Below are 24370 nucleotides of genomic sequence, written 5' to 3'. Positions count from 1 at the left end.
TCACCACTTTCCAACTTATTTACTATATTATATCAAATTAACGCGGTGAATTGGTGAATTGTATTAAAGAAAAAAAAGACTGCCGAGACTTTCTCGACAGCCTGAGAAATTCCAGTTATCGGGCTAGAAACCCAATTTTCAGAGAAATTAACCTGACATTTTCCTGATATTTGAGAGGGCTCCCTAATCTGCCATGCAAAGCCAAAAAAGCACCTCCAAAAAGGCTTTTTGGACAGCCCCATGATCCAATACCTATTACGGAGTATAAGCTTTATCCATAAAAAGGAATTAACATAAAATTCGCGAATACATACATAAAACTGGATTGTACGAAATTCACAAGTTAGAGGAAATATATGCAGTTCATATAAAAGGGGCTTACTGCAAATAAAAAGTTGAAATGGAGTTGGACGCATTACGAAGAATATAGTAGTTTACTGGAACAGTTTAACAAAGAACAATATTTGATATTAGAAGGTGGAGGGGACTTTACTCTATATTTTGGAAAACATTTATGTCAATTGTATCATACAGTCCGTTGGAAGAAATTTTTATCAGACTCAGATTTACGAGAATCTATAAGAAATTTATGTTTTCAATTATATCCGATATTAGGTGAAGGTATATATGTTCCTGATGAGTATTGTATAGATGATTTATTGCATGAAGGTAAGAATTTTAATGATATAAAGGACCTGTTATTTACTCGTTTTGGGAATTCTGTAGTAACTTTTAAAGAGCTACTATGGCAATATGAGAATGAACAGACTGACTGGGGATATTATTTGGAATCATTTGAAGACATTATTCGCAAGTAGATCAGAGAACCGAACTCGGCCGAAGGGATTTTAAGTCTTAGGGCCAGACCAATTCAAGGAGCTGATATAACTGAAGACCAAAGCTATCTTCTTTGATTTATTTGAAACGTTAATAACTGAGTTTTCAGACGGAAGAAGAATATCAAATCGGTCATATAATTATATGGAATTATTAGGGTTTGCTGCAGAAGAGTTTAAGAAAGAATGGGGTAGTCGTCAGCAGAAGAGAATGACAGGTTTTTTTTCGGATTATCCCGCGGTTCTAAAGGATATTTTGGAGAATCGAAACTTGCAATATAACGATGAAGCCGTTCAATATTTGTATCAGGAAAGAATTCAAGAGAAGATGATTCCATTCCTTAATATTCGTTCGGACATAATTGAGCTATTAGAGTATATTCGAAATAATAACATTAAGATAGGTCTAATTAGCAATTGCACGGAAGAGGAAGTTAGATTTTGGCATGGAAGTATGCTGGCTCAGTATTTTGACAAAATAGTTTTTTCGTATGAAGTTGGGATAGCCAAGCCTGATGTGAGAATATACCAGCTAGCGTGTGAAGGCTTGTCAGTGACGCCGGAAGAAACCATTTTTGTTGGAGATGGCGGTTCAAATGAGCTGGACGGAGCCAATGATGCAGGTTTACGAGTTTATCATGCTATATGGTTCAATACGTATGTAGAAAGTAACTATAAAAAGATTGATGACCCTAAAGAGATAATCAAAGAAATCTAATAACTTCAATAATGGATAGCTTTAAGAAACGAGCTTAAGTCCGTAAGGCATCAGGAATATAAAAAAGTTATATGCTACATCCATTAAGGAAAAAAACAATTTGAAGGTGAGGATATTTATGAATGCAGGATATTCAGGAACTCCGCTTATCAAAAAGCTTGGAATTAAAGAAGGATGTACAATTTGTGTAGTGAACGAACCGAATAATTATTGGGAGCTTCTCGGAACTTTGCCTTCGACTATTGAGAAAGTGGAGCAGACTGAAGAACAAATAGACTTTATACATATTTTTGTGAAATCCAAGTCTGAATATGAAAAGCATCTGGAAATTAAAAGCCAAATGAAGCAGAATGGTATGCTGTGGATCTCTTGGCCAAAGAAATCCTCCAAGATCCCAACAGATATTAATGAAGATGTGATAAGAAATACAGCCTTAAATAACGAATTGGTGGATGTTAAAGTTTGTGCTGTAGATGAGACATGGTCTGCACTTAAATTAGTAATTCCAATAAAACATAGAATATAAATTTTGAGATCAATCAGACTTCATGCTGTTAAAGTACCGCCAAAAACTCCATACAGAAAGGGCGATTTTGTGTTTAGTTATAGAGACTTAAAAAAGGAAGATTTAGACGTCATTGCTGCTTTTCCTGAGAATCGTGCAGAATCATTTTATATGTATCCGAAAGGAACATTTCCTTTAAACCCACTACAATTATTTGAAGTTTCCAAGACGCGTTATTTACCCACGGTAATTGAATATGACAAGGAAATTGTTGGATATAGTAATTTGTATATCGAAGAGGATCATTATTGGTTAGGAAATGTAATTATAAGTTCAAAATTTAGAGGGCGCGGCGCAGGGCGATATTTAGTAAATGCATTATTGGAAAGGGCTAAAAATGAACTACAAGCAAAGGAACTCCGGTTAGTTTGTCACAATGTAAATACCAAAGCTCTATTGCTTTACAACAAGCTGGGATTCAAGCCTTATGAAATTAAATGCGTAACTGACTTTGACAATAACGAAATTGCAGGAATAAAAATGACCAAATCTATATGAAGGGACAAGTGGGTAATTTAACAAAGGATGGGGAGAAGGTTTGTGGGTACCCGAAGCAGCGTAGCAATCATAAAGAATGATCAACTATTAATGGTAAGGCAGCTGTATAAAGGCGAAGAGATATGGACATTTCCCGGAGGAAGCATTGAAGAAGGAGAAACATCTGAACAAGCAGCCACGGGATTAAAAGTCGAAATAACAAAGCCCCTACTGCAACTTTATAACGAGAGAATACAAGGAATGTATTATTGCTATTTGGGTACTGTTTTAGAAGGTGACTTACAATTAGGATATGATCCTGAACGGATTCACGAGGAACAGGAATTGAAGGAAGTAAGATGGATTTCTATTAATGAGCTTTTGGATAACAATGAAGTAAAGAGAATATTACCCTATCTAAGATAAAATATGAATAATAATAACTTGAAACTAAAAAACATCCCGAGCCGCGATTTTCAGTGGGACGGGATGTTTTATTTTTAAGAGAATAGTGCATCTTACCTCTATTTTCAGTTAAAATTAAACGATATTCACCTGCAAAAACCAAGTTAATGTTAAGATAATAGGTAGAGTTGTTAACATTTATCCATGAGTAAAACCATAGGGTAGGGGGTTGACTATGTTTCAAGTGCTGGTGGCAGAGGATGAGCTATGGATTCGTGATGCTGTTGCGGAAATGGTCGATAGGCTGACCCCTCATTTTACCGTTGCAGGCGAGGTTAGCAATGGGGAGGAAGCATGGGATTTCATTCAAGAGCATTGGCCGAGTATTGTGATCACAGATATTATGATGCCGCATAAAAATGGGATATGGTTAAGCGAGCAAATCTATCAGGCTAATCTGCCCTTGGTCACCATTGTTGTAAGCGGATACGATAATTTCCAATATGCCAAACAGGTGATGCGCTTTGGTATTACCGAATACTTGTTGAAGCCGGTTGATGAAGAGGAGCTGCATGCCGCTCTAAAAAGGTCGGTTAAGAAATTAGAGGGAATGAAGGAAATACACGAGGGTGTTTTACATATACAAAGATTTGTGGAGCATATGTCCGAAATGAGTCAATCGAATGTTCTTGCCGAGATCAAAGCTCTCTTAGCTTCCATCTTGAGTCTGAGAGTTACCACGCCAGGAATGCGTAAAAGCTTGCTTGCAATTTTGTCGGCGAAGCTTAACGGGCTGCTTCAGGCGTATGATCAGCGCCATGTCTTTATACCATTGACGGCTGAGGATGAAGCAGGAATCCATAAGCATTTTGCAGATCTGATGGATGAATGGCTGCTTGTTTATCCGCAATATTCGAATCAGCATGTCAATTCTGCGATCAAGAGAGTTCGGGATCATATTGATGTTCATTACTTTGAAAATTTCTCTCTGGCCAAGATGGCTGATATTGCTCATATGAGCGTATCCCATTTTAGTATGCTTTTCAAAAAAACAACGGGCCAAACTTGTTTAAACTATTTAAATATGATTCGGATCACAAAGGCTAAGGAGCTTCTGAAAGAACCGGATTTAAAAATTTATGAGATTGCCGATATGATTGGCTATTCCTCTCTGCCGTATTTTAACCGTATTTTCAAGCAAATGGTGACTATAACTCCTGTCGAGTATAGAAAGAGAATTGGACTATAAGCCACGCTAGGATCCTCATGAACTGAGGATTCTTTTAACATACAAGAAAGTTTAAGTACTTTATAGCACTAAAGCGAGTTGCCCTTTCTAATATAAGCTTGCCGAGGGAGGGTAACCTATTTATCCCGCAAGACAAAGCGGATTGTTATATGGATAGCGGCGATGAGCCCTGGAGGATTTTGTACGGAACGGAGAGTTCCGCTATTCCATCTGCCGCCGCCAATCTGGGGCGATAGCGGAAGTGGGAATTCCGTTATGTTGGCCGAATTGGAGCATTTATGCACAAATCAGAGCAATAACGGAACGGGCTGTTCCCTTATCACTCTGATTTTTGGGCTTTTCAGGTGATAAAGGAACAATTACTTCCGCATTACTCTTCACTTCCGTGAAAGCAGTACTGGTGTGTTGATTAAGGTTTAACAATTGCTTCCGTATTACCCTTCACTTCCGTGGATGAAGCACTGCCGTGTTGTTTAAGGTTTTACCAGCTTTTTACTCTTTTAATGTCGTTTATTCTTGGTTTTAAGCCGATTTTCAACACAGTTCAAGAACTGTCACTTACATGCAGTCGGGGATACGACTATGATAAAGCCTGAAATCGTTGCCTGCCATTTGAAAATGAGAAGGATTGGCGTACCGATTCAATAACAAGATATGGGGAGGTCACTATGAAGGTTTTATCTAGTAAAGTTTTCAGCATGACTATGTTAATGGCGCTTTCAATGGGGGTTGTCGCCGGATGCAGTGGAGGAAGTCAACAGCCGCAAGCAGGAAAAACTCCTGAACCAGCTTCTGATCTTAAGGTTAAATTCATGGTTCCGTCGTATGCCGATATTCCGGATATGAATGATGAATATTGGACGAAATTTCAAAAGGATAACAAAGTCCAATTGGATATTGACTGGATTCCATCCGGCGATTATGATACTAAATTTGATCTGGTGCTGGCTTCAGGAAACATTCCGGAGGTTATTGTGGCCAATAGCATTACACGCCCTACTCTGCAAAACGCTGTAAAGCAGGGTGCCTTCTGGGATTTGAACCCTCTGCTTGGCGACTTCAGCAAGTATCCGAATTTGAAAAATAACAGCTATAAGGAAGTATGGAAATACATGAGGTCCGAGGGTGGAATTTATGGCGTGCCGAGAAACCGTCCGCAAATCGACTTGAGTATTAAAATGCGGAAGGATTGGCTGGATAAGCTCAATCTGCCCATTCCCAAAACATTGGATGAGTACACAGCTGCACTTAAAGCCATTGTTAACAATGACCCGGACGGGAATGGGAAGAAGGACACGGTAGGTCTTATCGGCCAAGGCTTCATTCTTGCTGACGGCGATGGCAGCTTCTTATCAGCCTTTGGGGGATTGGACGCGGTTTATGACAAAGACGGAGGTCTGATCAATAAGCTGCTTACGCCTAATTATACCGATATGGTAGCTTATTTCCGCCAGCTGTATGCGGATGGCATATTGGCTAAAGATTTTTCGGCAATCAAACAGACGCAAGCGGAAGAAATGTACAGTACCGGCCGCGCTGCATCCTATGCCCGTAATATTTGGCGGGATTATACGTTTGAGCAAAGCATTAAGAAAGTACAGCCTGGTGCGGAGGTCATCTCTCTGCCGCCGATGAAAGGGCCAGGCGGAGTAAGCGTTCAACTGGCGATACCTTTTTCCGGCGCTTTCTATATTTCCAAAAAAGTGCCGCAGGAGAAAGTAAAGCAAATTCTGGACTTTTTCGAGAGAACAACAACGATGGAACAGACCGATTATAACTACTATGGTATAGAGGGAGTCGATTATACGATGGTCGACGGTCAGCAGCAGCTCACGGAAATTGGCAAAAAACAAGTAACTGCCAACGGTACGGGCGCCATTTTCCCGCTTGCCTATAACAACAAGATGAAGGTAATCAACCCAGCCGCACCGAAAGCGTATAACGACGCCAAATCAAAGTCAGTGGAGGAATATAGTAAAGTCGGCAAATTTGACTTCTTCTCGATCATTAACTCGAATACTTGGACTTCCGTCTGGCCGAAATATACAAGTGAATGGCAGTCGATGGTTGTTAAAGCCATTGTAGGGCAAATATCGATGGATGAGTACAAAGCTTATGTCGATAAGTTAAACAGCAATGATGACTTCAAGAAAGCTTATCAGGAATTTAACAAGGATTATAAAGAGAAGTTTGGCAGTTAAATGAATGTCTAATTGGATGCCGTGAATCTGAGGGGATGACATCCTTAGACCCGCGGCGCCAGCTTGATCTTTTGTCCAATAACAGGAGGATTTATGGCTAACTGGAGCTGGAGCAAGTATATATTGAAATATTTAGGCATCGAACGGCTGACGAATCCTAGGAAGTATTTATACAAGCTGATCTGGCTGGGCTGTATCTCTGTGTGTATTCCCGTTATTTTGATAAGCATGGTTTACTACCAGCTTTCAATGGACCGCATGGAGAAAAGCATCGGGTCCGAAAGCGATTCGTCCTTGACCATTATGAAGGATCGTGCCGAAATGGTTTTACAAGAAATCGAGCAGGCCTCTCTCCAGTTAGCCAAAGATCCGATGCTGCAAGAAGCTTATACCCGTTCTTCAAGCGAGAATGTCATCCGCAATATTCAAATTATGAATAAAATAGCTCTGGCCAAAAACTCGAACAGCTTTATTAATGATATCTTTTTGTATAACAGCTCAGGAGATGTGGTTCTATCCAATGATTATGGTCCCGTAACGAAGTCTGACTATAAATATAAGGATGATATAGACCTGCTCTTGCGAAGCAAGCTTCCTACTCAATGGCTCCAAATTAGCGGAAGAGATGGTTATATTACATTTGCAAGACTGCTTCCGTTAATCGGCACCAAAGGGCCCGAGGGGGTATTAGGCTTTGAGGTTGAGACGTCTTTGCTTAGCAAATTTCTTGAAACGGACACCGTTATTCTTACAGGCGATCAAGAACTGACTATTGTGAAATTGCATGGCCCCTTTGCAGCAGAGCGGCAGCCGGATGTTGATCTTATACATGAGACTGCCGGATTAAAGGGAATAGAGCTAATAAAAAGGTCGGATCAAAGCATTGGCCATTTTGTAGAGGAGGGCATGGACGGTAAGCCAGCCCAATATAGATATGTTAAAAATGTATTCGCTCGAACATATGTTTCTATTATTCCAGAGCAAGCTATTACGGAGCAATTAGGCTGGATACGCAGAATGATGGTGCTTATCCTGATCGTATTTGTAGGAGTCGGTATCATTCTGACTTATTTCACTTCCAAGAGAGCCTATACTCCCATTGAACAATTGATTAATCACAGCCGTTCTTTGAGTGTTGATGGTATGGAATACAAGGAGAATGAACTCGACATCATTAAGGAGTCTTTGGATTACTTAAGTAAGGAAACCGAGAAGCTGGGTATGTATATGGAAAATATCGAGCCTTCTTTACGGGAAAAGTTCCTTTTTCAGCTTCTGAGCGGTGATTATACAAGAAATGGGACACTAGTGGAGGATTGCAGGACATACGGTATGGAAGTGACTTTCACTAACGTCGTCTTGATCGTGGAAGCCGAAAATATTTACAAAGAGAAGCGGTTTTTGCCGGAGGAGAAGGGGATTGTCGCCTTTTCACTTGCTAACGTTATGCAGGAAATTCTGCGTAATCATTCCCTTAAAGGTTATGCCATTCCATATCAGGGACGTGGTGTAGCAATTCTTCAATTCAAGCCTGATGCGGTGCAAAACACAATGCTCGACCGGACCGTGGAATATGTCGACGAAATCATTGAAGCATTCAAAAGCTATTTATCCTTTGATGTAGCCGTTGGAATCGGTCGGTTCTACGCACACGCTGCAGATGTTCCTGTGTCGTATAAAGAAGCGGAAACAGCTCTGAACTACAGGATTTTTCGTGACTCGGAGCAAGTGCTGTTTATTGAAGATACAGAGCATGTCAAGAAGCAGACGCTGTTTAGTTATCCGTTGGAGCTGGAAGCTGCCATAATAGATTCTCTTGCTCAGGAGGATATTCCTTTTGCTGTTGATAACTTCAAACGGTTTGCAGAAATATTGCAAAGCTCCCAATCGTATGTGTTTATTTACCAAAGCTATCACATCTTATTATCATCGCTCATCATGTCTCTGGAAAAGCAAGGAGCGCATGCAGGCGACGTTATGGAACATAATTTGTTCGGACAATTGAGAAGCAAACAAACCTCCAAGGAGATTTACGATTGGTTTGAAGAGACGTTGTTCCCTCTTTATTTATGGTTAACCCATAACGACCGGGAAGCTACGAGCGATACCGCCATTCAGCATATTTGTAAATATATTAAGGAAAATTGCGGGAGTGACCTGTCCTTGGTACAATGCGCCGAAATTGTTGGGGTTAGTCCTTCCTATTTAAGCCGGCTGTTTAAAAAAAGAATGGGTAAAAACTTCCTGGAATATGTCGTGGAAAGCAAAATTGATGAGGCTAAACGGCTGTTAAAGGACTCGGATCAGAGCATCAGTGAGATTGCAACGGCAATCGGTTATTCGGAAAGGAATTTTATACGGATTTTTCAACGACATGTTCAGTTAACTCCGGGAAATTTCAGAGCACAGTTCCGATAGGCCGCAGCTCATAGAGGGTTAAGAGCCCGTGCAGCAATGCTATTACTGAAAGCCAAATAAACAATGGAGACGAAGGAGCAAATTATGCAAATTAAAAGTATCGAGACCTTTACGACCAAGCAGCTGTCGGTTGTTCGTGTCACAACGGAGGATGGACTGCAGGGCTACGGACAAATCGCACCCTATCATGCCAATATATCTGCACTAGTTTTGCACCAACAGCTGGCAGCTCATGCACTTGGAGCCGCTGCTAACGAGATTGAGGCCTTGGCCGCCGTCTGCATCCGAGAGGAGCATAAATTTCCAGGCTCTTACATTTGCAGGGCGTTAGGCGGATTGGATACCGCATTATGGGATTTGAAAGGGAAACGGTTGGGAAAAAGTGTTAGCGAGCTATTAGGCGGAAAGCCGCGTATGGTGGAGGTTTACGGCTCCAGCATGAAACGCAACATCTCGCCTCAAGAGGAAGCAGAGCGGATTAAGCGTCTAAAAGAGACTAGCGGATTCCGTGCTTTTAAAATCCGCATAGGAAACAACTTCGGTAACGATACGGATGTCTACCCGGGCCGTACCGAAGAGGTGGTACGAGCAGTCCGCGCTGCGATTGGAGACGATACGCTGCTCTATGTCGATGCCAACAGCGGATTTACGCCTCAGAAAGCGATCGAAACAGGGCATATGCTGGCCCAATATGGGGTGTGCCACTTTGAAGAGCCTTGCCCTTATATGGAATTGGAATGGACCCAACAGGTGGCGGACGCGCTCGACATTCCGGTAACCGGTGGTGAACAAGATACAGACTTGTCCCAGTTTAGAAGAATGATCCAAATGCGTGCCGTGGATATCGTTCAGCCTGACATCTGTTATGTGGGAGGCTTAAGCCGTGCGCTTGAAGTGGCCCGAATGGCGGAAGCCGTTGGAATGACCTGCACACCGCATGCAGCTAATTTATCCATGCTTACCGTGTTTACGCTTCACATGGTTGCAGCCATACCGAATGCGGGAACCTTCATGGAATATACAATTGAGGATGATGCGTGGACGCATGACCTTTTTACTCAGCCTTTGGAAGTGCATGACGGCAAGGTGCAGGTCCCGGAAGGACCCGGGTGGGGAATAACGGTTCGGCCGGAGTGGCTTACCAATGCGGAGTACCGGATCAGCCAATGAAACTAAAAGCGTTTACGGGGTGTTTATTATGCTAACGGCTATCAAGAAAAATCAACAACAAATGCGCCCCCGCCTCTGGCGGGCCATGCTGCAGCAAAAATGGATGTATGTGTTGGCTTTACCGGGCATTTTATATTTTCTAGTGTTTAAATTTGCTCCTTTATGGGGGTTATTGATCGCGTTCAAAGAATATAACCCGTATAAAGGGCTCTGGGATAGCCAATGGGTTGGCTTCACGAATTTCACCGAATTGTTCTCCAGTCAAGTTTTCTACAGCATGCTAAGAAACACGTTTGCCATTAATATTTTCGGGATCATTTTTATGTTTCCTTTACCTATTATTTTGGCTGTAATGCTTAATGAAGTGAGACACGAGGTGTTCAAAAGAATTAATCAATCGATTGTATACCTGCCTCACTTTTTATCGTGGGTTGTCGTAGCCAGTATGACCTTCTTCATGCTTTCCACGGACGTGGGCATTGTGAATAAAATTATTTCGGGTATGGGCTATGAGACGGTCTCATTTTTGTCTACTCCTGACTATTATTGGGCCTTGCTCACCGCACAAAGCATGTGGAAGGAAGCGGGCTGGGGGACGATTATTTTTTTGGCGGCCATGGCTGGCGTTGATCCCCAGCAGTACGAGGCAGCCGTTATAGACGGCGCGTCACGAATGAAGCAAATATGGCATATTACTTTGCCGGCGATTCGTCCGACCATCATCATTTTATTGATATTGCGGCTTGGTCACATGGCGGATGTCGGATTCGAGCAAGTGCTGTTAATGAACAATCCGTTGGTTACTTCCGTTTCACAGGTGTTTGATACTTATGCTTATACGATAGGAATCCTCGGGGGAAAGACCAGCGTTGGTGTGACGGTTGGCATGTTCAAGGGGGTTGTTGGCTTGATCCTGGTGTTGCTGTCGAATTATACGGTGAAAAAAATGGGTCAAGAGGGTATTTATTAGGGAGGGAAATAAAAATTGAGTTTCGTAGCGACTAAAAGGGCGACTCTTTTTGATTATGTGAATTACTCGCTGCTTGGAATCATTTCCTTGGTTTGCGTATTTCCATTTATTTATGTGTTCAGCGTTTCCTTTACGGACCCGGAAGTGTATATACCACTGCAGTTTTACTTATTACCGGAGAAATGGTCATTGTCGGCTTATAAGTATATCCTGTCAACGAACAGCTTTATTAATGCTTTGAAAAGCACGGTGTTCGTGACGGGCATAGGGACCGTACTTAGTGTGATTGTATCGTTTACTTTTGCCTACGTCTTGACCAAAAAAGCTGTACCAGGCCGAAATCTTATGCTAAGCGGGGTCATATTTACACTGGTTTTCAACGCTGGCATTTTGCCCAATTATTTGCTGATTAAAGAGCTTGGGCTTTTAAATTCGCACTGGTCCTTAATTTTATCCGGGTTAACCAACGCGTGGAGCTTGATCGTTATTAAGAGCTTTCTGGAATCGCTGCCTCCTGAGCTGGAGGATGCCGCTCATATTGACGGCTGCTCCGATATCGCGGTTTTCTGGCGCATTGTCATTCCGTTGTCCATGCCGGCGATCGCCGCTTTCACTTTATTTTTTGCGGTTGCCTACTGGAATACCTACTTCAATGCGTTGATTTATTTGACTGACGCTAAGAAATGGACGCTGCAGGTGCTGATCAAATCGTTGGTAATCGATTCGGATTCTAACGGCGTTGGCGGAGCGGGCGGCGGGAACGATGACAGAGTTATTCCACAGGAAACCATTCGTATGGCTTCTATAGTGCTCGCGATGGTGCCGATTCTTCTTGTCTATCCTTTTTTGCAAAAGCATTTTGCCAAAGGGGTAATGATCGGCTCAGTTAAAGGGTGAAGCAAGCAAACGAACGAGCTCAGCAACTATCACATTGCTGAGCTCGTTATATTTTGTCTGGGGATGCGGGGGCTGGAGATTTGGAGCAAAACCGGGAGCACGTGCGGCATTGCATGGCGGTCGGTCGAGCCCTACGCAAGCGAATCTGTAAGCTTGATCCCCAAGGATTATTATTCATCAGTCAAGATTATCGTGGTTTTACGCTTTTTAGGCCGGCAAGACTGAATTGATTATAGACTGCAACTGAATGAGGGCCCTATCCTTAAGGAGTCAGAGGGAAAATGGGGAGGCGTGCAGGTTGAGAAAGACATTAGTATCCGGTCATACGAATCAGGTTGTTGCTTCGGGCACCAAAATAAGGTCTGAGCTGTTAAGCAGAATATTAAAAAACAGGTGGCTGTACATATTGCTGTTGCCCGGAATGATTTACTTTTTATTGTTCAAATATTTGCCTATGTGGGGAATTGTCATTGCTTTTCAAAATTACCAGCCCTTTCTCGGGATCAGCGGCAGCGACTGGGTAGGGTTCGAGCATTTTGAACGATTTTTTACGGATGAAAAGTTTTGGGTTTTGTTAAGAAATACATCCGTTTTGGCAGTTTTAAATATTATGTTCTTTTTTCCGCTGCCGATTGTTATTGCCTTAATGCTCAATGAGCTGCGCAACGAATTGTACAAACGATTTTTACAAACCTTGATTTATGTTCCGCATTTTGTATCCTGGGTTGTGGTTGTCGGTATCGTATACATTTTTTTCAGCACGGAGGAAGGCGTTATCAATCAAATTGCAGCTCAGCTCGGTTTTGAGAAAATCAACTTTTTGCTGAGTAAAACGTGGTTTCCTATAATGGTCACAGCTGAGGTTATATGGAAGGAAACCGGCTGGGGCACCATTATTTTTCTGGCAGCGTTAGCCAGTGTAGATGTAAGCTTATACGAATCAGCCAAATTGGACGGGGCAGGCCGTTGGCGGCAAATGTGGCATATTACGCTGCCAGGCATCCGCAGCACTATTATTATTTTATTTATTTTGCGGCTGGGACAATTTCTCGATACAAGCTTCGAGCAGATTTTTCTTATGGTGAATGCAGCAAACCGCGAGGTGGGGGATGTCTATGATACCTACGTTTATATGACAGGGATTCGTCAGGGACAGTTCAGCTACAGCGCTGCGGTTGGATTATTTAAATCATTGGTCGGTTTGGTGCTTGTTGTCATGGCCAACACCCTGGCTAAAAAATTCGGTGAAGAAGGGGTGTACTGATGATGCTTGAAGATAAACACTGGGGCAGCCGTATTTTTAACATGATAAACATCGTTTTGCTGCTGGCGATTGCGGTTGTAGCCATTATTCCTTTTGTCTATATCATTGCTGCTTCCTTTACAGCCAAGGAGGAGCTGCTTAACAAATCGTTTGTGCTGTTTCCGACCCAATTTTCACTTGAAGGCTACAAATATATATTCAGCAACAATCTGATCATCCGCAGCATCGGCGTCTCTGTGTACATTACCGTAGTAGGAACGCTGCTCAATTTAATTTTCACTTCGTTTATGGCTTTTTCACTGGCCCGGCGCGATTTGGATGGACGAAGATTTTTGATGCTGGTTGTTTTGTTTACAATGCTGTTTAACGGCGGAATGATTCCGACTTACCTTGTCGTTAAAGAGATGGGCATGCTGAATTCGTTGTGGTCGCTGATGATTCCCGCTTTGATCAGTCCGTTTAATTTAATCATTCTAAAAAACTTTTTTCAGAACTTGCCAGGTGAATTGGAGGAAGCAGCGAAAATTGATGGTTGCAATGATCTCGGCATTTTATTTAAAATCGTATTACCTCTTTCTTTACCGGCAATGGCAACTTTTGCATTATTTTATTCCGTCACGCATTGGAACACCTATATCCAGGCTGTGTTATATATTAACGACTCCAAGCTGTGGCCTGTACAAGTTTGGCTTAGACAAATTGTAATCGTTTCCGAAGGCGGCTTCGGGGACGCACAGTATAACGATACCAACACAGCTCCACCCGCACAAATTATTAAAATGGCCGTGATTGTCGTCAGCACGCTTCCTATCTTATTCGTTTATCCATTTTTGCAAAAGCATTTTGCGAAAGGCGCACTGCTTGGTTCCGTTAAGGGGTAATACTTGGGGACGGAGGAATTAGAGTGAAAAAAAGAAAAACGTATTTTTTTAAGCTGCTTGCGTTCAGCTTATTCCTTGCGATGATACCCGTTATCTTTCAAGGAATTTTTTCATATCATAAAGCTTCATCCATGATTCAGGATAAAGTGCTCGAAAGCAACAGACTGCTGCTTCAGCAGTCGCAAAGCCATACGGAGCAAATTCTGAAATCGGTCGAATCCACGATGCTTAATTATGTGAATTCAACGGAGCTGCTTAATGCGATGAATTCGCCGGTACAGCCAGCCTTGTTCCCGTTATTTACGAAGCTGAACCGGACGGTTTCCTCCATGAGCTTTTATGAATATGGAATTAAACGTGTGTACCTGATTAATTTGGAGAAAAATTGGGTTGTCGATGGGGAAGGAACTTATTATTTGGATCAAATTGATGACGAACGTAAATATAACGAGCTGCTGAATGTCATCCAAACCCCGTCGGCCTGGGTATTGAATCAAGGCCTATTGCCAAATACAAGCGTCAACCGCAATCAAAGAGACGGCGACAGCCTGCTGCTGATTCAAAAAATCCCTCAATATTCTTCAAATCCAACGGGACTCGCCATCGTAGTGTTTCCTAGCAAAGCGTTAAATTCAATGGTTGCAAACAGCGATAAGCTGGGAAACTTTATGATTACCGACAGTCAAGACCGCGTTATCGCCCATTCAGACGTCACTAGGATCGGACAAACGTTATCCGGCGATGAGGTGATCAGCAATATTAAAGAGCAGCCGACCAAGAACGGATTTAATACGTTGAATGTGGACGGTCAGGAGGTCGGTTTTACATATATTCGTTCCTCTTATAACAACTGGACTTATATATCCGTTGCTCCGTTTACGCAAATTTCCAAAGATTCGCGGGCTATCGGCTCAATAGCTTTGGTGATCGGTGCGGTTATGCTGCTGCTTATTGTGGTTCTTGCGCTGCTCGGGTCACGGAAAATGTACAGGCCAATTGCCCAAATTTATGAATTTGCGACAGAAGCGGTTCCCAATGACCAAGGAGATGAATTGGAGCTGATCCGTAAACAATTTTTGAGCATGAGGTCCTCGCAGTTTTCAATGAAGGATCAGTTAAATATCCAGCTCCTGCAATTAAAGGATTTTTTTCTGCAGAAGCTGTTCAGAGGCGAGTTAAGTCATGAAGAGGCTCATGAAAAATGCAAGGCATTCCAGATCTCCGAGGATTGGTCTATGCTAAGCGTCTTCACAACTCAAATTGACTCATTGAACGACACCCGGTTCCAGGAAAAAGACCGGGATTTGTTAATGTTTGCTATTAACAATATTGTGAAAGAGCTGATTGCATCTGGTAACCGCTTTCAATCGGTTCTGATTGATAAATTTCAGGCAGCCATTATCGAGCATGATAGTACAGACGAAGATGAAATAAAACGGGAAATGTATCATATTTGCGAGCATGTGCAGCAAACGGTGAAAGCCTATTTGAATGTTCATGTAAGCATCGGAATCAGTAAGCCGTACCATCAGATCGTCCACACTTCACGTGCCTATGAAGAGGCTCAGGAGGCTTTGCATTACCGGATTAAATATGGCGACGAATCCATTCTGTATTTGAAGGATGTGCAGCCGGATGAGGATGACAGTGCTTTGCCGGCCTTTCCCAGGCATATTGAAATGGAGCTAATTAACGCTCTGAATATCGGAGATAAGCAAACCGTTGAACTTAATTTCACGAAATTTCTTGATTGGCTGCTGTCCCAGCAGGTGAGCTACCGTGAACAGCAGGTTTATTTGGCCAGAGTTCTGATCGATGTGCTGAAAGTTGTGCAGGATATGCGAATCAACGCGAAGCATCTGCTTGAGCATGAAAGCTCGATTTTTACCCAGCTGTTTAATCTGCGAACGTCTGAGGAATTAAAGAAATGGTTTCTCGATGAGGTTATCGAGCAAATTCTAGAGCTGCTGAATAACCGTAGAGAAATTAAATATGTCAAGGTAGCCGAAGAGCTTGCCCATATCATCCGTGAGGAATATGATACCGATTTGAGTCTGGAGCTTTGCGCTGATCGGCTCGACGTTCACCCCAGTTATTTGAAGCGGGTATTAAGAAAAGAGCTGGATACGAATTTCAGCGATTATTTATCCCGATATAGGCTGCAGAAAGCACGGGAGTATTTGCTGGAAACGGATATGAAAATTGTTGATATTGCCAACCGGCTTAGGTACAATAACCCGCAAAATTTTATCCGGTATTTCCGCAAGATGGAGGGCGTGACACCCGGTGAATATAGAAAAAAAAGAAATCCGCCCGTGATTAAAGGCTTCATCGGCTAATGGCATACAGCAGAGCGGGCGGCTGCGAAGATAACTATTCGGTCTGTTATGATTATGTGCGGTTTGGGGGACGGTTGGCCTTAAGTGATTATAGACTGATTCTGCAGCTTCTCCCTAGAATAGGAGTTGCCGGTAGAGGAAGCAGGCTGCTGCACAGTATTGTTAAGTAAAGGGAAGAAAATTCAAAAATGACAGGGGGTTTTAAGCTTGACAGGGAACAAATTAAATCATCCGGCAGTAAGGAAAGGTATGGCGGTAACAGCGTCACTTGTTCTTATTTCCACGGTATTGGCTGCATGCTCATCTGAAAACGCTGCGCCTGCAACAGGAACTTCTGCAGCTGGAAATACAGCGGCGCAGGAGAAATTTACGATGACCATGGTCAACCAGTTTACCCAGAACCAGCCGCCCGGAGAAGACGATGAATTCGTTAAGAAAATTGAGGAATTCACCAATACGAAGCTGGCGATTACTTGGATTCCGGGCGGTAACGTGCATGAGAAAATCAACGCCATCATTGCTTCAGGCGATATGCCCAAGGCATTGCTGGTATTTGAGAACAAATCTACGACATTGATCAATGCAGTCAGAGCGGGTGTGTTCTGGGAAATCGGGCCGTATATTAATGAATTTCCGAATTTGAAAAAGTATTTATACCCCGAGGTGCTTGAAGGCGTTAAAATTGACGGCAAATTGTACAGTCTATACCGTTCACGCCCGCTGATCGGCGATGGAGTCGTCATAAGAAAAGATTGGCTGAACAACTTGGGCTTAAGCCAGCCTAAAACACCGGATGAGCTTTACAACGTCATTAAAGTGTTTACACAAAACGATCCGGACAAAAATGGCAAAAATGACACAATCGGATTAGTTGATGAGAGCGCTTTGCGCGGATTTGGCTACGTGGCGGCCATTCATGGAGCGCCTAACGAATGGGAGCTGAAGGATGGCAAGCTGTCGCCTGCGCAATTTCATCCAGGATATCTGGAGGCTTTGAAATTTTACAGGAAGCTGTATAAGGAAGGGCTAATGAATAAAGAATTTACGCTGCAAAGCCGGACTCAAGCTCATGAGCTGCTGCAAAAAGGGCAAGCTGGCGTGCGGATTGGTGATCCCGATATGATTATCGGTATTTCGGCGGGTACTACAGACCCGAAAGCACAGTGGGACACCTTTGTGAAAATGCAAAGTACTACCGGGAGTGAACGCGTCTTCATGTCCAACGGTTATACAGGCAACTTCTTCTTCCCGAAATCCGCAATCAAAAGCGAAGCGGAGCTGAAGCAGGTACTCGGCTATTTTGACAAATTGTCGGCTCCGGAAATGCAAACGATGTTTACATGGGGGCTTGAGGGCAAGCATTATTCGTTAAAGGATGGCAAAGCCTCCGTTACTCCAGAGCAAGCAGCCAACAATGCGGTTGTTAATAACCGTCGTAATGAGCTTCAAATTGTCGATGGCTTGCAAGCTTCCATTCAAGGCCAGCGGAATCCCGTTGATCAGGCATGGATATCGGCTAAACAAGAAATGAATTCCAAGGTCGTAACGAATCCTGCCATCACTTTGATTTCGAAAACGTTGACCGAAAGAGGCACCGAGCTGAAGCAAATTCTTGAGGATGCCCGTGTGAAGTTTATTATTGGGGAGATTGATGAAGCAGGCTGGGATAATGAAATGAAAAAATGGAGATCGGCCGGCGGTGACAAGGTCATTCAGGAAATGAACGAGCTTTATGCCAAAATGCCTAAATAATCACAACGGATGGGGAGGAATACGCTTTGTTAAATGTATCGTTAGTGAAGATCGAAGCTTTGAACGACATTCTGAAGCTTGTGGAAGCATCCGGGGAAATCGATGCAGCGTTCAAGGCGGCTGTGAAGCAGGAGCCGCATTTTTTTCTAATGGGCGATGCGACTGAAGCAAGCCCGAATAATGAGCAGGATTTACTGGATTACAGCCGGAAGGTGTTACAAAGCCAAACAGAGGATGAGCGTCTGTCGGCCAAGCTGGCATTAGGGCTCGGGCTGGCAGCATCAAGGGGGATCGAAGAGTTGAATCCCGGGAGCAAGCTTGGAGAAAAGGCGCTTTATGCGGATGCTTTCCTGTATAGCTTGTATTACATCACCGCAGGGAATACTACGCCTCAAGCAAGCTCGATTCGTGCCATGTTTACTTCGATGCGGCAAAGAAACACCATTGAGCTTCATACCTTCATTGCCAATATAGCTTCCGTTGACGAATGGATCGAGCTGATCAGCAAGTGGGATCGTGACTTTGGACCGGATGTTGAAGCTTTTGCGGCAGCGGCAGTTCACCCAGATCTGGCGGAGCTTACCCGCAATGTGGATGGGATTCCGTTTTATTCAAGCGATGACGCATTGCTGCAGCTGCTGCTGGAGCTTAGAAAAGGACAGAGCGTGGAAGCACAGGCTGTTCATTCGGCTCTTAGCACTGAGCCTGCCAGTCTTTATGGGCAAATCGTACGAAATGGATTTAACCGATTATTGGAGATCAGCTCCAATTACAAGGAAACGGCTGTTTAAATTTGACCGAAAGCAGAGAGGAGTGGAAACGATGTCAGAAAATATTACGCATTTTTCCTCGATGGAAGATTGTTTTAATTTTATGGAAGTTTCACCGGACATTTGCTCCGAATTCAAGAAGGCTGGCCAAATGAATTACAACTTGGCAAGGCTTGCAAGCGTGACCCGTTATGGGGACAAATTTACCGCCCCCCTGATGGGCGAGCTGCGGGAAGCATATCGCAGCGGCAAATTTGACGAGGCTCAGCAACGCAAGCTGACCTATGTGCTCGGATGGCTGTGCCATCGTGCCGCTGATCGCTGCATGAAGCCTGTTTTCAGCTCCTTTGACGCTTCAACGCTCCGGCATGCGGAAAACATCGATTATTCACCGTCGGAGTGCAGTGTGTATAACGATGCTTTTATGTATCATTTGTATTATGCCAAGGAAGAAAACGGCTTGTATCCCAAGTCGGTATTCGAAGATCAGATGGACAGCGGTCCTGAGAATGAACGGTTTGACGTGTTAGGAACAAGGGAGCTGAACCGTATGATCATTCAAAACTCTCTTTTGCCTATGCATCACCCTGGAGCGGTAAACGGGGATACGGATGCTTGGTTCGACTTTATTGAACGCAAGAGACAGCGCTTTACACTGGAGGTTGAAAGGTACAGAGACGCGATTCTTAACCCTGTCCTAGCCAAGGTTGACCGCTACATTACGGACGCTGAATTTTACGATAAAGAAGAACCGCTCTTGAAGCTGGCTGTAAGCCTTCGCGCCAAAGATTCCGGTTCACGGGATTATGATGTACGTTCTGCACTTGCGGCAGAACCGCATAGCAGCTATGCGCATATTTTGCATACCGGCTTCCGTTATTTGGCTTCCGCAAGCGAATTTTTTGTTGGCGATATGAGCGTGGAAGAGCTGAAAGACCGCTTTGACATCGGGAAGCTGGGGCGCGATGGTCAGCCTGCCTAACAAGCTTATAAGGATGGACTCTTAATGAATAAAGTGGATCTGAATGGAATTATAGATTTGCATGTCCATTCGGCGCCGGATGTAAAGCCGCGCTCCCATGACGACTTTCAATTAGCCGAACAGGCGGTCAAGCTGGGAGTGCGTGCTCTTGTCATCAAATCCCATTTGGTGCCTACCATGGATAGAGCCAAGCTCGTTAACCAAAAGCATCCGGAGGTTCGGTTGTTTGGAAGCATTACTCTAAATCCGCCAGTAGGCGGCATTAATCCCCACGCGGTGGAAACAGCCTTCCAACTGGGGGCCAAAACGGTCTGGCTGCCAACCGTGTATTCGGCAAGGCACCGACAGATGGAAGGGAAAAGCGGCGGGATAGATACAGTGGTGAACCGGAGGATAGTCCCGCCGTTAAAGGATGTGCTGAAGCTTATTGCGGAGAACAACGGCATACTAGGCACGGGTCATTTGTCAGCGGCGGATATATTCGTTGTTGTTGAGGAAGCGCGTAAGCAGGGCGTCCGTAAAATTGTTGTTACTCATCCCGAATCGTATTCAGTAGGGATGACACTGGAGGACCAACGTAAAATGCTGGAGCAATACGGTGTATGGTTCGAGCGTGTCTATGCCCAACCGGCAGGAGGAGGAAGGTATACAACAAATCTGGCCGTCAATCTGCAAGCCATAAAAGAGTTAGGCTATGAGTCAACGATCATTGCCACGGATGGGGGACAGATAGAGCTTCCTTCCTGGAGCATGATGCTGACGGAGTATATTCAGTATTTATCCGATCACGGCATCACTGCAGAGGCTATTGACAGGATGACCAAGTTTACCCCGGCTGAATTGTTGGATTTAACGTAACGTGACAGAAGCTTTTCATTTTATATAGAGTTCACATTATCGGAGATAAGGAGGAAGCGGTTATGACAGATCATTTTATCGGCATTCAACTTGGTCCACAAAGCGTATATGACGAAGGAGTGGACCATTGTCTTGATATTATTCAGGAGCAAGGGAGAGTCAACACCATTATAGTTTCGACCCATTCCTATTATGGAGCGCACGGCAGGTCGGCTCAAGCACTCGCGCCGGATCACGGAGTACCCGTTCGCGATGAACGCAGCCGCAATACGACCAAAGTGTGGATTAAACATCATGAGCAATATTTTGGAGGCACCTTTCTGCGTCATAAGAGGGATCCGGCCACAGAGGAATATGCAGACCGAGATGTGCTTGAAGATCTGCAGGGACCTATTCGCAAGCGGGGCATGAAGCTGTACGCTCGCATCCTTGAGCCTCATCAACGCAGGCCGGTGCAATTTATTGATAATTGGCCTAAAATTATGTCCATTGACGTGTATGGCCGCATTTATCCGAATACATGTTTTAATAACCCGGATTACAACAACTTTTGGCTGTCCACTGTGGAGGATATGTTCAAAAGCTATCCGTTGGATGGCCTGCAGTACGGATCGGAACGATCAGGGCCGCTGTCGCGTGTGTTATTGCATGGAGAGGTTCCAAGCTGCTTCTGCGAGCATTGCTGCACCCGCGCGCGGGCCAAAGGAATCAACCCGGAGAGAGCTATTGAAGGGTACCGGAAGCTGTATGAATACATAACCGGGCTCCGAAATAAAACGGTCAACCCGATTGACGGCGTCTTCGTAACACTGATGCGGATATTGCTGAAATATCCTGAAATTCTCGCTTGGGAGTATGATGCTTATACATCCAAGGAAGAGCAGACCAAACGGCTCTACGGCACGGTGAAGGCTATTAATCCCGACGCGCAGTTCGGCATTCACATCGACCACCAGCAAAGCACCTATGATTTATTCCAGCTGGCTGAGCTGGAGTATGCTGAGATGGCGAATTACTGCGATTTTATTAAGCCTATCGCTTATCACGATATCGCTGCTCCGCGAGTACGCAGATGGCTGCTGGATAGCGTTCACGGGTCGTTTCTACGTGAATTGCCGCTGGAAAATTTATTGTCCGGCTTCTATGACATTATGGGGCTGGATAAAAATAAAGAGCCTAAGCTCGATGAACTTGACACTACTGGCTTTACCGAGGATTATGTATACAGGCTGACGAAACGGCTTGTATCCAATGTTGGGGGCAAGGTACCGGTATATCCGGGTATAGGTTTTGATGTGCTGTGGAATGCCGAGCATGTTCCGGCTAATCCGGATACCGTATATAAAGCCGTCCACAAAGCGTTCGAAGCTGGAGCGGGAGGTATCGTGCTTTCACGCGAATATGCCGAGATGCGGATGGCAAACATTCAAGCTGTGGGTCGAGCTCTAAAGGATTTGAATATATAGCACCTGGTGCTTCATTCACGAACTGCGTAGAAACTAATTCTATGCAGTTTTTTTCTTTTGAGAGCTAATAGTATAACGTTACAATTGTTTCCGCCAATTTCCGACAAAGATTTCATAAGAGTTGCGCTAATATAAAGGGAAGTACTAATTGTATCTATTACCAAGACTATAAGGGGATGACAACAGAAATGACCATGACTCCTATCGAATATAGAAAGAGAATTGGACTATGATCAGCCCTACATTGCTTAGGAAGCTATCGATTAAAATGAAGATGGTACTGGCTTTTCTCAGTGTGAGTGTGCTTTCTGTGCTGCTGCTGGGGCTCTTTTCCAATTACTATTACAGCAGAGCGGCGGAAAAGGAGTTTTTCACAATTTCCAATGAAGCGACAGCGAGGTTGAACTATCATTTGGATTACTATTATCAGCAGCTCCAGCAATCTACACATTCGCTGATTCAAAATGATATTGTGCAGGAATGGCTTACTAGCCAAAGCTATACGAATGTGGACATTCAAAACGTTGAGAAGGAAATGAGGAGATACCTGGTACTGAACTATTCGGAAATCCAGGGCTTGTTTCTCATATCCAAAACCAATCATATCGTTTCAATGGCGCAATATTTCGGTAAGCTGGACCGGTTTGTAGACGAGCCCTGGTATGGGGTTCCCGCATCCTCCGATGTTTTGATTCTTCCTACACATACGGCCAAATATGAAGGGGCTTATGGTCGGCCTGTCATGTCTATGCTGATGCCTATCTATAATAAGGAGACGATAGAGCTGATTGGTACCCTTGCAGTGGACATCTCCTTGCATGAAATCGACAGATCCTTCAGAGGCTCCAAGCTCGGCGGCTCGGGGTTCTTTTTCATTGTGTCCGACAACCATTCTATTGTCTACCACCCGAACGAAGAGTGGAATGGGGTTCCCATGTCACAGACTGAGCTTGCTTCACTTAGGATTCCGGACAACACGGAAGCTTCCATCCAGCAGTTTCGCGGCGAGGACTATTTAATAGGCAGCTCACGATCACCTGTTACCGGCTGGCGGATCGTATCTTTAGTTCCGTTTGCTGAGGTGGCGGTGGGGCTGAGCTCTGCAAGATTTTCCACACTATGGGTGTTGGGAATTATTACTTTACTTGTCATTCTGGTTGTTCCGCTGCTCTCCAATCGTTTCGTCAATCCGATTTTGACGCTTAGAGGTTTAATGAGACAAGTTTCCAAAGGAGACCTGAGCGTACAAACCGAATCCGTACCGGGACAAGATGAGCTGCAGCAGCTGTTTCACAGCTTTAATGTGATGGTCAAACGTTTGGATGAATTGATCGTTACCAACTCGGGATTACAGATGAAGGAAATGCAGGCATTGCTCAAACAAAAGGAAACCATGATCAAGGCATTGCAAAATCAGATTAATCCCCATTTGCTCTACAATACGTTAGGGATTATTACGAGTATGGCGTATCTTGAAAAGGTGCCGGTTATTGAAAGAATGGCGCGCAATTTATCGGATGTATACCGGTATACGGCCAAATTTACCGATATGGAAGTGAAGCTGGAGGATGAGCTTCGACAGCTGCACAAATATTTGGATATTATCCATGTTCGGTTTCCCAAGCATTTTCAAAGCCGTTTTTTCATTAATGATAAATTTATCAGCTGCCGTGTCGTAAAGTTTATTCTCCAGCCCATTGTGGAAAATGCGGTGAAATATGCTATTGAGCCGAGAGGAGGGGAAGGAGTGGTCATTATAAGCGCCTATGACGAAGGCTCGGATCTCATCATAGAAGTAGCCGATAATGGTCCCGGCATTGAGGAGAATGAACTGCTGAGAATCAATCAGCAATTAGAGGGGATTTCAGCTTCTCTGGAGCAGAATGAGGCTCAGCAGCAGGATTCGCTTGGTATTGCTAATGTGCATGCGAGGCTTGTATTGCAATATGGAAATCATTACGGGGTTCAGCTAACCTCCTTTCCTAGCAGGGGAGCTGTCGTCTCTATTCGGATACCTATTCATCTTGAATAATAGGAATTGCGCATGATTTTCCAACCAGGACGACGGCTGTTTGTTCCATTTCATCAGTTCCTAAATAAGAAGATTGGAACAGGGATCATAAGAAATGCTCATAAGGAGTGTAAATACGCT

General features: G+C 44.0%; 21 protein-coding genes. All 21 read left to right on the top strand.

Going from position 1 to position 24370, the window contains the following annotated elements:
• Window positions 1-395: 395 nt before the first annotated feature.
• Window positions 396-818, top strand: a complete 423-nt coding sequence (locus ACFQ0C_RS03380; RefSeq protein ID WP_379363973.1) for a hypothetical protein — start codon at window positions 396-398, stop codon at window positions 816-818.
• A 70-nt stretch (window positions 819-888) separates the two neighbouring features.
• Window positions 889-1554 (top strand): HAD family hydrolase, encoded by a 666-nt coding sequence (locus tag ACFQ0C_RS03375; RefSeq protein ID WP_379363989.1) that lies wholly within the window; start codon window positions 889-891, stop codon window positions 1552-1554.
• A 118-nt stretch (window positions 1555-1672) separates the two neighbouring features.
• Window positions 1673-2080, top strand: a complete 408-nt coding sequence (locus tag ACFQ0C_RS03370) for a hypothetical protein (protein WP_379363971.1) — start codon at window positions 1673-1675, stop codon at window positions 2078-2080.
• Between the two features lie 3 nt (window positions 2081-2083).
• On the top strand, window positions 2084-2617 hold the full coding sequence (locus tag ACFQ0C_RS03365) for a GNAT family N-acetyltransferase (RefSeq protein WP_379363969.1): 534 nt from the start codon (window positions 2084-2086) through the stop codon (window positions 2615-2617).
• A 42-nt stretch (window positions 2618-2659) separates the two neighbouring features.
• Entirely contained in the window at window positions 2660-3022 is a 363-nt protein-coding gene (locus ACFQ0C_RS03360; RefSeq protein WP_379363967.1) for an NUDIX domain-containing protein, read from the top strand.
• Between the two features lie 214 nt (window positions 3023-3236).
• Window positions 3237-4250, top strand: coding sequence for a response regulator transcription factor (locus tag ACFQ0C_RS03355; protein WP_258214646.1), 1014 nt, complete (start codon window positions 3237-3239; stop codon window positions 4248-4250).
• A 668-nt stretch (window positions 4251-4918) separates the two neighbouring features.
• A complete protein-coding gene (locus ACFQ0C_RS03350) occupies window positions 4919-6451 on the top strand; it encodes an extracellular solute-binding protein (RefSeq protein WP_379363965.1) in 1533 nt (510 codons plus the stop codon).
• Between the two features lie 93 nt (window positions 6452-6544).
• Window positions 6545-8869 carry a helix-turn-helix domain-containing protein gene (locus tag ACFQ0C_RS03345; protein WP_379363963.1) on the top strand — a complete coding sequence of 775 codons (2325 nt, stop codon included), beginning with the start codon at window positions 6545-6547 and terminating at the stop codon, window positions 8867-8869.
• Between the two features lie 84 nt (window positions 8870-8953).
• Window positions 8954-10039 (top strand): mandelate racemase/muconate lactonizing enzyme family protein, encoded by a 1086-nt coding sequence (locus tag ACFQ0C_RS03340; protein WP_379363961.1) that lies wholly within the window; start codon window positions 8954-8956, stop codon window positions 10037-10039.
• An 85-nt stretch (window positions 10040-10124) separates the two neighbouring features.
• Entirely contained in the window at window positions 10125-11009 is an 885-nt protein-coding gene (locus tag ACFQ0C_RS03335) for an ABC transporter permease (RefSeq protein ID WP_379363987.1), read from the top strand.
• Window positions 11010-11024: 15 nt separating this feature from the next.
• Window positions 11025-11906, top strand: a complete 882-nt coding sequence (locus ACFQ0C_RS03330) for a carbohydrate ABC transporter permease (RefSeq protein ID WP_379363959.1) — start codon at window positions 11025-11027, stop codon at window positions 11904-11906.
• 355 nt (window positions 11907-12261) lie between these two features.
• Window positions 12262-13170, top strand: a complete 909-nt coding sequence (locus ACFQ0C_RS03325) for an ABC transporter permease (protein ID WP_258214662.1) — start codon at window positions 12262-12264, stop codon at window positions 13168-13170.
• A 2-nt stretch (window positions 13171-13172) separates the two neighbouring features.
• Complete coding sequence (locus ACFQ0C_RS03320) at window positions 13173-14051, top strand: carbohydrate ABC transporter permease (RefSeq protein WP_379363984.1); 879 nt, start codon at window positions 13173-13175, stop codon at window positions 14049-14051.
• A gap of 23 nt (window positions 14052-14074) precedes the next feature.
• A complete protein-coding gene (locus ACFQ0C_RS03315; RefSeq protein WP_379363957.1) occupies window positions 14075-16390 on the top strand; it encodes a helix-turn-helix domain-containing protein in 2316 nt (771 codons plus the stop codon).
• Complete coding sequence (locus ACFQ0C_RS03310; protein ID WP_379363955.1) at window positions 16390-16560, top strand: hypothetical protein; 171 nt, start codon at window positions 16390-16392, stop codon at window positions 16558-16560. The genes ACFQ0C_RS03315 and ACFQ0C_RS03310 overlap by 1 nt, the downstream gene beginning before the upstream one ends.
• A 37-nt stretch (window positions 16561-16597) precedes the next feature.
• On the top strand, window positions 16598-18142 hold the full coding sequence (locus ACFQ0C_RS03305) for an extracellular solute-binding protein (protein WP_379363953.1): 1545 nt from the start codon (window positions 16598-16600) through the stop codon (window positions 18140-18142).
• Window positions 18143-18168: 26 nt separating this feature from the next.
• The gene (locus tag ACFQ0C_RS03300) at window positions 18169-18933 is read left to right on the top strand and encodes a hypothetical protein (RefSeq protein ID WP_379363951.1); all 765 of its coding nucleotides are present in this window, start codon (window positions 18169-18171) and stop codon (window positions 18931-18933) included.
• A 31-nt stretch (window positions 18934-18964) separates the two neighbouring features.
• The gene (locus ACFQ0C_RS03295) at window positions 18965-19894 is read left to right on the top strand and encodes a hypothetical protein (protein ID WP_379363949.1); all 930 of its coding nucleotides are present in this window, start codon (window positions 18965-18967) and stop codon (window positions 19892-19894) included.
• A 24-nt stretch (window positions 19895-19918) separates the two neighbouring features.
• A complete protein-coding gene (locus ACFQ0C_RS03290) occupies window positions 19919-20752 on the top strand; it encodes a DUF6282 family protein (RefSeq protein WP_379363947.1) in 834 nt (277 codons plus the stop codon).
• A 62-nt stretch (window positions 20753-20814) separates the two neighbouring features.
• On the top strand, window positions 20815-22218 hold the full coding sequence (locus ACFQ0C_RS03285; RefSeq protein WP_379363945.1) for an alpha-amylase family protein: 1404 nt from the start codon (window positions 20815-20817) through the stop codon (window positions 22216-22218).
• 229 nt (window positions 22219-22447) lie between these two features.
• The gene (locus ACFQ0C_RS03280; RefSeq protein WP_379363943.1) at window positions 22448-24250 is read left to right on the top strand and encodes a cache domain-containing sensor histidine kinase; all 1803 of its coding nucleotides are present in this window, start codon (window positions 22448-22450) and stop codon (window positions 24248-24250) included.
• Window positions 24251-24370: the final 120 nt, after the last annotated feature.

The organism is Paenibacillus sp. GCM10027630 (genome assembly GCF_042676305.1).
In the GTDB taxonomy this organism is placed as follows: domain Bacteria; phylum Bacillota; class Bacilli; order Paenibacillales; family NBRC-103111; genus Paenibacillus_S.
The sequence above is the reverse complement of the archived record's forward strand: the minus strand, read 5'-3'. Positions and strand labels throughout refer to the sequence as shown.